This window comes from Pseudomonas sp. HP_12, assembly GCF_055283955.1.
Genome location: NZ_JBTOQG010000018.1, coordinates 17,600 through 30,101, shown reverse-complemented (window position 1 = coordinate 30,101; position 12,502 = coordinate 17,600). Strand labels below are relative to the sequence as shown.

Genomic DNA, 12,502 nt, shown 5'->3' with positions numbered 1-12,502 from the left:
AGCACTGACAAAGCGCTAGTAGAAGGTCCTACAACGGATCGCGAATAAAGCCCATCAGCGCAGAAATCAGTCGCTGATAAAGCGCGTCGACTTCCGGCACTTGGCCTTTGGCCCTGAGGCTACCGTGAAGCAGCCCGAGGCCGGGATCGAACTCGGTGCGCACGCCCGCTTCACGCAGCGCGCGCTCGTAGGCAACACCGTCGTCACGCAACGGGTCGAACTGCGCGACGGCAATGAACGCAGGCGCCAGGTCATGGAAATCAGCTGCGCGGAGCGGACGGGCATAGGCCGATTGTTCGTCCGGCGCCATGTACATCTGCCGGTAGAAACCCAGCTCATCGGTGGAAAGAAGCGGTGCGTCGGCGCACTCACGGCGTGAGGGCAGATCGGTGTCGCCCCCGAGCTCGGGGTAGATCAGCGCCTGCCCCACTGGCTGACGCTCACCGGAATCGCGCAGCGCCAGACACACCGCAGCGGCGAGATTGCCACCGGCGCTGTCCCCGGCAATGGCGATGCGACGCGGGTCGATGTCCAGCCGCTGCGCCTGAATCTGCAAGGCGTGCCAGACCGCCAGACAGTCACCGAATCCTGCGGGGAATGGGTGTTCGGGCGCCAACCGGTAATCCACGGCGACGACCACGGCGTTGAGGTCGGCCGCCAGGGCTGCGGTCAGAAAGTCATGGGAATCGAGATCGCCGACCATCCAGCCGCCGCCGTGGATATACATCACGCACGGCGCCGGGTGTTCGAGGGACAGCCGCCGAGGTCGGTAACTGCGCACCGCCACCCCGCCGAGGGCGAAATCCCTGACGTCGAGGTTCGCCGGACGGGTCGGAGTGAACGCTTCACTCATCCGGGAATACGCGCGGCGCTGCTCGTTGATGTCCTCGGACGCGGCGCTGAAGCTCAGCGTTTTGTTCACGAACGCCGACATCTCGGGGGACAGCAGGTACGACGTGGGCATTGGCTGCTCCAGCCCGAGCCCTTGGCCAGGCTTGCTTGTTTATTTATTCACCGCCACTTGCACGGCGGTCGCTGCGTCTTTGCCATCGAAGGTCGTCACGCCATCCAACCAGCGCTTCATGTCTTCAGGATGATCCTTGAGCCACTGGCGGGCAACGTCGTTCGGCGCCTTGCGGTCCATGATCGGCACCATCATCTGGCTTTCCTGAGCGGCGGTGAACTTCAGGTTGCTCATCAGCTTGCTGACGTTCGGGCAACGAGCCGCGTAATCGGGCGCCGTCACCACTGAAACGGTCGCCGCGCCTTCGCCCGGGCCGAACACGTCTTCGCTGCCGGTCAGGTAGGCGATCTTCATATTGATGTTCATCGGGTGCGGGGTCCAGCCGACGAATACCACCCATTCGTTACGCTTGATCGCGCGCTGCACCGCCGCGAGCATGCCGGCTTCGCCCGACTCGACCAACTGGAAGCCGCCGAGGCCGAACTGGTTCTTCTCGATCATGCCCTTGATGTTGGCGTTGGCACCGGTGCCGGGCTCGATGCCGTAGATCTTGCCGCCGAGCTTGTCCTTGAGTCTGGCGATATCGCCGAAGGTTTTCAGCCCGCCTGACGCCACGTAATCCGGCACCGCCAGCGTGGCTTGGGCATCACTCATGCTCGGCACGTCGAGCACCTTGACCTGATTGGCCGCCACAAAGGGCGCGATGTTCTTGTCCATCGCCGGTTTCCAGTAACCCATGAAGACGTCGAGTCGATCGTCACGCAGACCGCCGAAGACGATTTGCTGGGCGGCGCTGGTCTGTTTCACGTCGTACCCCATGTTCTGCAGCAGCACTTCGGCGACAGCGCTGGTGGCGACGACGTCTGTCCAGTTGACCACACCCATGCGCACGTTCTGGCATTTGGCGGGTTCCGCCGCCAGCAGGACGGTGCTGCTCAGCATCAACACAGCGCAACTGAAATGACGAATAAATGACTTCATGGGTGCTCCTCGGGTCGGCTCGTTATTTTATTCAGCTCTTTTCGGCAGTTTTTCAAGGCTTGAAGACCCGCGGCAATTCGATGGCTGCCGCGTCGATGCAAGGTACGCAGCAGGCCTGAGCATCAAGCGCACCAGCGCGACCTGTGCTTGCACTGGGGCGACATTGAATGAAGGGGGTTCAGTAGCAGATGATCGTTCCCACGCAGAGCGTGAGAACGATCAGGTCCGGCGTGGGTTACAGCACTTTATCCAGCGTAATCGGGAATTCCCGAACACGCTTGCCCGTGGCGTGGAAGATGGCATTGGCGATGGCAGAAGCCACGCCGACGATGCCGATCTCGCCTACACCCTTGGAGCCCAGATCATTGACGATGTCGTCGTTCTCTTCCACGAACAACACGTCGATCTCGCCGATGTCGGCGTTCACCGGGATGTGGTACTCGGCCAGGCTGTGGTTCATGAAGCGCCCGAGATTGTGGTCGGTCTGGCTCTCTTCCTGCAGCGCCTGACCAATGCCCCAGACCACGCCGCCGAGAATCTGGCTGCGCGCGGTTTTCGGGTTGACCACGCGGCCCGCCGCGACTGCGTCCACCACACGATTAACGCGAATGGTGCCCAGGTCTTCGTCCACCAACACTTCGACGAACACCGCCGAGTGAGTCGCCGTCGAATAGCCTTCGCGCTTGTCGTCAGGCTTGGCGTCGATCTGTACTTCCAGCGTCTCGTGGGACGACTCGCGGACGATGTCGGCATAGGCAAAACGCTGATCGTCGATGAGCAGATAACCGTCGCCGTAACCGACATCGGCCATGTCCACCACCGCGTATTGCGGATGCGCCATGCGCACGGCGTCGAGCAGCTTGGCGCGCAAAGCACGGCAGGCCTGCTGCACGGCAGTACCCACGGACGACACGGTGAACGAGCCACCCTGCAACGGCGACGTCGGCAGCGAAGAATCACCCAGCACGAAGGTAACGTCGTCCGGATTCACACCGGCGGCTTCGGCGGCGATCTGAGTCATGACCGTATACGTGCCGGTGCCAATGTCAGTGGTGGCACTGCTGACGGTGATCTTGCCGCTGCTGTCGATACTGGCCTTGGCGCTGGCCGGCATTTGCATGGCTTCCCACACACCGCCGGCCATGCCCCAACCCACCAGTTGACGGCCCTGACGCATGCTGCGCGGCTCGGGGTTGCGCTTGCTCCAGCCGAAGCGCTCGGCGCCTTGCTCGTAACAGGCCAGCAGTTCCTTGCTGGAATAAGGCTTGCCTTCGTTGCCGTTGCTGTCGGCAAAGTTGACGATCCGCAGTTGCACCGGGTCGATGCCGGCCGCAATGGCCAGCTCGTCCATGGCGCATTCCAGCGCGACCATGCCGGAAGCGGCGCCCGGTGCGCGCATGTCCAGCGGCGTGTAAACGTCAAGCGGCGCCAGCTTGTAGCTCAACTGCACGTTGTCGCACTGATAGAGCATGCCGCTCCATTCAACGACGTGCTCGGTGAAGTCTTCAAAACGCGAGGTCTGGCCGATCGCGTCGTGGGCAATCGCTGTCAGCTTGCCGTCTTTGGCAGCGCCCAGGCGCATGTGCTGAAGGGTCTGGGGGCGATAGCCGAACGTGAACATCTGCTGGCGGGTCAGCGTCAGGCGTACCGAGCGCTGAAGTTTCAGCGCTGCCATCACGGCCAGTGGCAGCTGGTATTGCGGGCGCAGGCCGGAACCGAAGGCGCCACCGACGAAGGCGGCGAGGACACGAATCTTTTCTTTCTCCAGGCCGAATACGCTGTGCAGGTAGTCCTGGCAGTTCTGCGTGCCTTGGGTTTTATCGTGAATCTCCAGGCTGCCGTCGGCCTTGTAAAACACCGTCGACGCGTGGGGCTCCATCGGGTTGTGGTGCTCGTTGGGCGTGCTGTAGTGGGTGTCGACAGTCACTGCGGACTGGGCGAATGCGCCTGAAAAATCCCCGCGCGGCTTTGGCGTTTCCGCCGGCGCGGTGTGGGCGTCACTCTGGCCGACGCTGAGGTCGGTCTGGTGCGAATCGGTTTCGTATTCGATTCGCACGAGGGAACCGGCATGCCGCGCCAGCTCAAGGGTGTCCGCCACCACCAGCGCCAGAGGCTGGCCGCTGTAGAGCACGCGGTCGTTGTAGAACGGCCGGAACGGCGAGCCTTCCGCAGAGTCGGCGTCCTGATAGTCCTCGTCATAACTGGCGATGTGCGGGCGGTTGGTGTGATCGATGACCGCCACCACGCCGGGCACCGCCAGCGCCTGGGAGGCATCAATGCTGACAACCCGGCCGGAGGCGATAGTGCTGGAAACCACGCTGCCGTGCAGCAACCCGGCCTCTGGGTACTCACCGGCATAGCGGGCCTGGCCGGTGACTTTCAGGCGTCCGTCGACGCGGTCCATCGGTTGGCCCAGCGCGGAGCTTCCCGGGATTGGTGTGTTGGCGTTCATTAAACAGTCCCTCCCAAGGTGGCGTCGCTCAAGGCGCGAACGATCGCGCGGCGGGCCAGCTTGATCTTGAAAGCGTTGTGCGCCAGCGGCTGAGCGTCGCGCAGCATCGCGTCGGCAGCAGCAACGAAGTTTTCCCGCGAGACCGGCTGGCCCTTGAGCGACTGTTCGACGGCCGTGTCGCGCCAAGGCTTGTGTGCCACGCCACCCAAGGCGATGCGCACATCACGAATGACGTCGCCATCGAGTTCGACGGCAGCGGCCACCGAGATCAGGGCAAAGGCGTAAGACGCGCGGTCACGGATCTTCAAATAGTGGCTGTGCTGCTGGAAACGCGGCGCAGGCAGTTCGACAGCCGTAATCAGTTCATCGTCGGCCAGCTGGTTGTCGCGCTGGGGCGCATGCCCCGGCAAGCGGTGGAAGTCGGCAAACTCGATGACGCGCGCACCGGCACGCCCTTGAACGTGCACGCGGGCTTCGAGCGCAGCCAAGGCCACGCACATGTCCGACGGGTGCGTCGCGACGCAGGCATCACTGGCACCAAGGATCGCGTGGATGCGGTTCAGACCGTCTTTAGCCGGGCAACCCGTGCCAGGCTCGCGCTTGTTGCACGGCACGGTTGAGTCGTAGAAGTAGTAGCAGCGGGTGCGCTGCAACAGGTTGCCGCCGGTGCTCGCCATGTTGCGCAATTGGGGCGAGGCGCCCGCCAGAATGGCTTGGGACAACAATGGATAATCACGTTCGATCAGCGGGTGCCACGCCAGGTCAGCGTTGCTCACCAGCGCGCCGATCATCAGGCCGCCGCTGTCGGTTGCGCGAACGTCCTTGAGCGGCAGGCCAGTGATGTCGATCAAGTGCTCGGGGCGGGCGATGTTTTCTTTCATCAAATCCAGCAGGTTCGTACCGCCAGCGATGAAACGGCTGGCAGGGCCTGCGAGGTTGACCGCCTGGGTGATGTCGGACGGCTTGCTGTAGCTGAAGGGATTCACTGGCCGCGCCCTCCCTGATCCGGTGCGGCATTCATCGATGGCAAGACTTCAACCACCGCCGCACGGATGTTGCTGTAGGCGCCGCAACGGCACAGGTTGCCGCTCATCAGTTCTTTCACTTCGTCATCGGTGCTGGCGCGGCCTTCGTTGGCCAGGCCCACTGCCGAGCATATCTGCCCGGGCGTGCAGTAGCCGCACTGAAAGGCGTCGTGCTTGATGAACGCTTGTTGCATCGGGTGCAGGGTGTCGCCGTTGGCCAGCCCTTCGATCGTGGTCAGCTCGGCGCCGTCACACATGATCGCCAGGGTCAGGCACGCATTGATGCGTTTGCCGTCACGCAGCACGGTGCATGCACCGCATTGGCCGTGGTCACAGCCCTTTTTGGTGCCGACCAGATCGAGCTGCTCGCGCAGCAGATCCAGCAGCGTGGTCCAGGGCTGTACGTCCACTTGTCGGGTCTGGCCGTTCAACGTCAGGGCGATGGAATGCCCTGCGAACGCCTGTTCATTGGTTGCACTCATGGGAAGCCTCACGGTAGGTACTCGATCAGCGCAGTGATCTGCGTCTTAAGGGGTACGACTTGTGTGGTTTCGGAAACGTTCAGGGTTTATGACGGGCGTTTTGACGCAGCGTAGCGCCGGCCTGGCGCAAGGCCGATCCGGACATTTGCAATCCGGCGACAAGCGCCAGGCCCCATCGCCCGGAGCTGCTGGTATGATGCGCGGCTTTTTGCAACTGGCAGAATTTGTGCAAGCCGTTTCGGTGAGCAGTGCTTTGCTGTTTCAGTCGACTACATAAATGACGCGGAGCGTCACCGGGGAGCCTTAAATGCTGGAGCGGTTGTTTCAACTCAGGGCACATAACACCAATGTGCGCACCGAAATTCTGGCCGGGGTCACGACCTTTCTGGCCATGGCCTACATCCTGTTCGTGAACCCGAGCATCCTTGGCGAAACCGGCATGGACAAGGGCGCGATCTTCGTCGCCACCTGTCTGGCCGCGGCCATCGGTTCCACCGTGATGGGCCTGATCGCCAACTACCCGATTGCGCTCGCGCCGGGCATGGGCCTGAACGCCTTCTTCACCTACACCGTTGTGCTGCACATGGGCCACACCTGGCAGGTGGCGCTGGGCGCGGTGTTCATTTCCGCGGTCATGTTTTTCGTGCTGTCGATCTTCCGCATCCGCGAATGGATCATCAACAGCATCCCGCTGCCGTTGCGCTCAGCCATCGCGGCCGGCATCGGCCTGTTCCTGGCGCTGATTGCGCTGCACAACGCTGAAATCGTCGTGAGCAACCCGGCCACCATGGTCGGCCTGGGTGATCTGGCCAAACCGGCACCGATCCTTGCCGCCCTGGGCTTCGCGCTGATCGTGGCGCTGGAGGCTTTGAAAGTGCGGGGCGCCGTGCTGATCGGCATTCTGGCCGTGACCATCATCTCGATCGTAATGGGCTTCTCGCCGTTTGGCGGCGTGGTGTCGATGCCGCCTTCACTGGCGCCGACCTTCCTGCAGCTGGACATTCCCGGCGCACTGAACATCGGTCTGGTCAGCGTGATTTTCTCCTTCCTGTTCGTCGACCTGTTCGACAACTCCGGCACCCTGATCGGCGTCGCCAAGCGCGCGGGGCTGATGGGCAAGGACGGCCACATGCCGAAAATGGGCCGTGCGCTGATCGCCGACAGCACCGCCGCGATGGCGGGCTCTCTGCTGGGCACGTCGACCACCACCAGTTACATCGAATCGGCGGCGGGCGTCAGCGCCGGTGGCCGGACCGGTCTGACGGCCGTTGTGGTTGCCGTGCTGTTTCTGCTGGCGCTGTTTTTCGCACCGCTGGCCGGCAGCGTTCCGGCATTCGCCACCGCCCCGGCCCTGCTGTTCGTGGCCGTGTTGATGACCTCCGGCCTTGCCGAAATCAACTGGGATGACATCACTGAAGCGGCACCGGTGGTGATCACCGCGCTGGCCATGCCGTTCACCTATTCGATCGCCAACGGCATCGCCTTTGGCTTCATTTCCTGGACCGTGATCAAGCTGTTGTCGGGCCGGGGCCGTGAGCTGAATTCGGCACTGGTCGTGCTGTCGATTCTGTTCGTGATCAAGCTGGGCTTTTATCCATGAGTTCTACGTTCGACCCTGCAAACTACACCGCTCAGCTCGATGAAAAGGCCGCGCGCCTGCGCGAGCTGCTGGCGCCTTTCGAGGCGCCGGAACCTCAGGTTTTCGACTCGCCGCGCGAGCACTATCGCCTGCGCGCCGAGTTCCGCCTGTGGCGCGACGATGGCAAGCGTCACTACGCCATGTTCGCGCCGGGCGACAAGCACACGCCGATTCTGATCAACGATTTCCCCATCGCCAGCCAGCAGATCAACGCGCTGATGCCGGTGCTGCGGGATCGCTGGGAAGCCAGCAAGACGCTCAATCACAAGCTGTTTCAGGTGGACTTTCTGACCACGCTGGCCGGCGACGGCATGATCACGCTGTGCTATCACCGCCCGCTGGATGAAGCCTGGCAAGTCGAGGCCGAGCAATTGGCGGCTGATCTGAAGGTGAGCGTGATCGGCCGTTCGAAGGGGCAGCGTCTGGTGATCGGTCGCGATTACGTGACCGAACAGCTGGAAGTCGCCGGCCGGACCTTCAGTTATCGCCAGCCGGAGGGCGCGTTCACCCAGCCCAACGGCACGGTGAACCAGAAAATGCTGAGCTGGGCGTATGACGCGCTGGGCGACCGCGACGATGATTTGCTGGAGCTGTATTGCGGCAACGGCAACTTTACGCTGCCGTTGGCGACCCGCGTGCGCAAGGTGCTGGCGACCGAGATCAGCAAGACCTCGGTCAACGCGGCGCTGAGTAACCTGGCGGACAACTGTGTGGATAATGTGTCGCTGGTGCGCCTTTCGGCGGAAGAGCTGACCGAAGCGCTGAATGAGGTGCGCCCGTTCCGTCGTCTGGCCGGCGTCGATCTGAAGAGCTACGACTTCGGCAGCGTGTTCGTCGACCCACCCCGCGCCGGCATGGACCCGGACACCTGCGAGCTGACGCGGCGTTTCGAGCGCATTCTGTACATCTCGTGCAACCCGGAGACCCTGGCCGCGAACATCGCCCAGCTGCACGACACCCACCGGGTCGAGCGCTGCGCGCTGTTTGATCAGTTCCCGTATACCCATCACATGGAGTCGGGGGTTTTGCTGGTTCGCCGGTAAACCTTAGGTACTTTAGGATATCCCCCGGTCTTCCAGATCCCGCGATATCGGGCGTTTAATAAAGTCCCAGTGGGAGTGAGCTTGCTCACGAAGACCGCGTGCGGTCCGCTGAAGATTTGGCGGATGTACCGACCTATTCGCGAGCAAGCTCGCTCCCACAGTTCATTTGGCAGTGGTTAAGAATGGGCCGGATGAACAAAAGTGATCTTCCCAATGGGGCTTGGGCCCAGCGCACTCCTACTCGATCCGCCGCCGCTTTCTCATGCGCACGCAGCATATCCCTAACCACCCATCATTAAATTCCTGACAGCTAGCGGCGAACTGCGCCAGACCGGTGTATAACTCTCGGCCGTCTCTCGCTTCGATGGATGCCTAGCCTTGAGCTCCGAATCGCCCGCCCCGTCTTCTGAATCCTCCGCTAAAAGCGCCCTGCGGCTGCCCGGCTTTTTCGCCTTCCTGACCGCGCGTCTCGCTGCCGTTTTCGCCATGCAAATTCAGGCGGTCGTGGTCGCCTGGCAGGTCTACGACATGACCCGCAGCCCGATCTCCCTGGCGTATGTGGGCCTGGCGCAGTTCATTCCCATGCTGCTGTTGTTGATGCCGGCCGGCGATCTGATCGACCGCTATGATCGCAAGATGATCCTGACCATCAGTTGGTCGGTGCAAGCGGTGTGCAGCCTGATGCTGATGCTGTTCTCGGTCACCCACCATCAGGACACGCGGCTGATTTACGCCACCCTCGCCCTGTTCGGCTGCGCCCGCGCCTTTACCGGGCCGGCGTTGCAGAGCCTGCTGCCGCAAGTCGTCCCCCGCGAAAAACTCGCCTCGGCTATCGCCACCAACAGCATGATCATGCGCATTGCCACCATCGCCGGGCCTCTGGTCGGCGGCGGTTTATATGCAGCGGGCGGCGGCGGATTGACCTACTCGGTGTGCATGGCCAGCTTCATCGCTGGCGTGCTGTTGCTGATCCGCGTGCCGGTGCTCTATGCCGGGAAGAAGCAGATCCTCGAGTCCACGGCCTGGAAGCGCTTCACCGCCGGCATCGCGTTCATTCGATCGCGGCCGATCATCCTTGGCACCATTTCCCTCGACCTGTTCGCCGTGCTGCTCGGTGGCGTCGTGGCGCTGCTGCCGATTTATGCCCACGAAGTGCTGCACCTGGGGCCACAAGGGCTGGGCGCGCTGCGCAGTGCGATGAGTCTGGGGGAGGTCAGCACCGGCCTGTACCTGAGCTTCCGGCCTTTTGATCGACACGTCGGTCTGGTCATGTTCATCGCCGTCGCGGTGTTCGGTATCGCCAATCTGGTGTTCGCCCTGTCGACGCTGTTCTGGCTGTCGCTGCTGGCGTTGATGATCGCCGGTGCGGCGGACATGGTCAGCGTCTACATTCGCTCCACACTGGTGCAATTCTCAACGCCGGACGACATGCGCGGGCGGGTAAACGCCGTGAATATGTTGTTCATTGGCTCGTCCAACGAACTGGGCGAATTCCGCGCCGGCAGCAGCGCAGCGCTTTGGGGGGCCGTGCCCGCCGCGATCATCGGCGGGCTTTGCACGCTGGGTGTTGTGGGCGCCTGGATGGTGGGTTTCAAGGCCTTGCGCCAGGTCAACCACTTTGCCGACGCCTCGCCGATCGAAACCACCGAGAAGCAGACAGCGCGGGTTTGATGTAAGCCCTCTCGGGTATTTGCTGTCGGCGCGTACCCTCTGCGCGCCACGCGAATACGGCCACTTCCCCATCACTTTTAAACGACTACTGCGGCGAATATTACCCGTTACGGAATCTTCCGTAGGACGGCCTATGGCGCCTGCGTAGGACCGATCCGAATCGTACTTTTGCCCCCCCTCTTGGCGCTTCAAAGCCACGAATATGCTCCCTATCCTTGCTGGACCAGAACTCAGCAAGGACGAAACATATGGCGTTTGACGGATTCATCAAGCTGGACGGGATCGACGGCGAGTCGCTGGATGAGCGCAACAAGGGCTGGATCGAAATTGTGGCCTACGACTTCGGCGTCAGCCAAAGCACCTCCGCCACCGCCAGCTCGAACGGCGGCGCAGGCTCAGGACGGGCCAGCCTCAGCGACTTCAGCTTCAGCAAACGCCTGGACAAATCCAGCGCTGCGTTGTTTGAGGCCAGCTGCGCGGGCACGCACATCAAGGACCTGACCTTGTGTCTGTACCGGGCCGGTGGAGACAAGTTGAAGTACTACGAAGTGCGCCTCGAAGAAGTGATCATTTCTGACTTCAGCCAAAGCGGTGAAAGCGGCGAGCCCCTGGAACACGTGCAAATCAACTTCGGCCGCGTTCGCATTCTGTACACCCAGCAGAAACGCAGCGACGGGGCGGCAGCCGGCAACGTCACCGGCGGCTGGGACCGCATCGCCAACAAGCGCTTTAGTTGAGGACAGCACATGTCCAAGCCATATGTGTTTATCAATGACCGCATACAGACCTATTTCACACTCAAGGCACGGGTGAGCGGGCGTGCGAAGTTCGATGTGCTTAACGCGCACATTCGAAACGTTGTGGTGATGCCGGGCCAACTGGTGATTGTCAGCGACGGTTCGACCGGCATTCTGACGGCGGAAGAGACAGAGCTAATGAACCTCGCTCGGAACGTCCATCGGCAAGTGAAAGGCGCGGGCAGCCAGCTCATCGAGAACTATGACCTGCTGCAGAACATGCTCAGTTATGGATCGCTGGATATTGGCGCTGCCACCGGGAGTTGGGGCAAGCACCTGGAGGGGGTGAAGAAAACTCTGGAAGAGATCGAGCGGCTTTACAAACTGTCGCTGGCGCGCGGAACACCCATTGCCCGGCAGGAATTCATCAACCAACGACGAGCGCTGTTTGCCACGCTTGATAAGCAACTGGAAGGCATTGCTCGCTGGGGTACCGGGCTACGGAAAAAGGGCCCGCTTAAGAAGATGCTGGGGTTGTCGACCAAGAGTTATCTGCACACAGGTGAGATCCAGGGATATGCGGCGCGGGTCGGGAAGATCGCCAAGGTGGCGAAGTTGTTGAAGCATGGGACAGCAATTGGGATCGGGCTGAACTTAGCATCTACCGCGCTTGAGATTAAGGAAGCCTGCTCGACCGGAAGGGAGGATATTTGCACGCGAGCGAAATTCGTCGAAGGCGTGAAACTGGTGGGCAATGTCAGCGGCGGCTCCTTAGGCGGAACGCTAGGTGGCACAGCGGCGGCTACTGCATGCTTCGCGGTATTGGGTCCAACAAGCGGCCCGGTGGCACTTGCCTGTTTGATCGTGGGCGCAGTTGCTGGAGGGTATGGAGGTGGGTTGGCAGGTGAGAAAAGCGGAGAGTTCATAGGAACCAAACTTTATGAATGGAGCCCGCACACTAATGATGATTGAGAAAGTCTGGTGGGTGATGGCGGTGTTTGGAAGCATATTCGTCAATATCATCATAATGATTTACTTCCAGCTAAATAAGTTAACCGCCATGGAGGAACTGCTATCAGACGTAAAACTCGTGCAGTGGAACAAAAGCGTGTGGGGCGGGGGCCTCATTGGCAGGCAGATGAGGCTGAATGGATTAGCGATGATTATCATCATGCATAAGCTTATGTGCAGGCGGGGTGAGATACCTCCCGATGCAGATAAGCGGTTGTCTTCGGCGCTCAGGCTTCAACTTCAGGCGCTCTATTTTTTCTCGTATGCAAACGGCGCCGCTTTAGCTTGGGTTTATTTCTCCCTAGACTGAACAAGCTTGACAGTGCTCTGCGAGACCTTTTGACCCTCATTAGGGAAGAAATTTGGAGCTGCTTCACCAATGCACTACTTAATCGGCCTACTTTCACTGGCAATGTCCTTTTGGATGTTTGCGACCATCTTGACGATGACAATTTTTTGCTGCAGAAAGATAGTAATAATTGAAAGCTATCTGAATG

Annotated in this window: 11 protein-coding genes; 6 read left to right on the top strand and 5 right to left on the bottom strand. The window is 61.2% G+C overall.

Annotated features, from left to right (window positions below):
* Positions 1-28: 28 nt before the first annotated feature.
* From ACYASU_RS14010 to ACYASU_RS13990, 5 genes are all read right to left on the bottom strand, one after another.
* The gene (locus ACYASU_RS14010; RefSeq protein WP_463583142.1) at positions 29-964 is read right to left on the bottom strand and encodes an alpha/beta hydrolase; all 936 of its coding nucleotides are present in this window, start codon (positions 962-964) and stop codon (positions 29-31) included.
* A gap of 39 nt (positions 965-1,003) precedes the next feature.
* Positions 1,004-1,945 (bottom strand): choline ABC transporter substrate-binding protein, encoded by a 942-nt coding sequence (gene choX / locus ACYASU_RS14005; protein ID WP_463583141.1) that lies wholly within the window; start codon positions 1,943-1,945, stop codon positions 1,004-1,006.
* 235 nt (positions 1,946-2,180) lie between these two features.
* On the bottom strand, positions 2,181-4,349 hold the full coding sequence (locus ACYASU_RS14000; RefSeq protein WP_463583157.1) for a xanthine dehydrogenase family protein molybdopterin-binding subunit: 2,169 nt from the start codon (positions 4,347-4,349) through the stop codon (positions 2,181-2,183).
* Positions 4,350-4,396: 47 nt separating this feature from the next.
* Entirely contained in the window at positions 4,397-5,383 is a 987-nt protein-coding gene (locus ACYASU_RS13995) for an FAD binding domain-containing protein (RefSeq protein ID WP_463583140.1), read from the bottom strand.
* Complete coding sequence (locus ACYASU_RS13990) at positions 5,380-5,904, bottom strand: (2Fe-2S)-binding protein (protein WP_122536674.1); 525 nt, start codon at positions 5,902-5,904, stop codon at positions 5,380-5,382. Before ACYASU_RS13990 ends, ACYASU_RS13995 begins: the two co-directional genes overlap by 4 nt.
* Before the next feature lie 307 nt (positions 5,905-6,211).
* On the opposite strand from ACYASU_RS13990, the gene ACYASU_RS13985 reads away from it, so the two are divergent.
* The 6 genes from ACYASU_RS13985 (at position 6,212) to ACYASU_RS13960 (ending at position 12,315) form a co-directional block, all read left to right on the top strand.
* Positions 6,212-7,504, top strand: coding sequence for an NCS2 family permease (locus tag ACYASU_RS13985; RefSeq protein WP_463583139.1), 1,293 nt, complete (start codon positions 6,212-6,214; stop codon positions 7,502-7,504).
* Positions 7,501-8,586: a tRNA (uridine(54)-C5)-methyltransferase TrmA gene (gene trmA / locus ACYASU_RS13980; RefSeq protein WP_463583138.1), complete on the top strand. Its 1,086-nt coding sequence runs from the start codon at positions 7,501-7,503 to the stop codon at positions 8,584-8,586. The genes ACYASU_RS13985 and trmA overlap by 4 nt, the downstream gene beginning before the upstream one ends.
* A gap of 378 nt (positions 8,587-8,964) precedes the next feature.
* Entirely contained in the window at positions 8,965-10,257 is a 1,293-nt protein-coding gene (locus ACYASU_RS13975; protein ID WP_282369720.1) for an MFS transporter, read from the top strand.
* A 248-nt stretch (positions 10,258-10,505) separates the two neighbouring features.
* Entirely contained in the window at positions 10,506-10,994 is a 489-nt protein-coding gene (locus ACYASU_RS13970) for an Hcp family type VI secretion system effector (protein ID WP_463583137.1), read from the top strand.
* A 9-nt stretch (positions 10,995-11,003) separates the two neighbouring features.
* Complete coding sequence (locus ACYASU_RS13965) at positions 11,004-11,966, top strand: hypothetical protein (RefSeq protein ID WP_463583136.1); 963 nt, start codon at positions 11,004-11,006, stop codon at positions 11,964-11,966.
* Positions 11,956-12,315 carry a hypothetical protein gene (locus tag ACYASU_RS13960; RefSeq protein WP_192173273.1) on the top strand — a complete coding sequence of 120 codons (360 nt, stop codon included), beginning with the start codon at positions 11,956-11,958 and terminating at the stop codon, positions 12,313-12,315. Before ACYASU_RS13965 ends, ACYASU_RS13960 begins: the two co-directional genes overlap by 11 nt.
* Positions 12,316-12,502 lie beyond the last annotated feature (187 nt).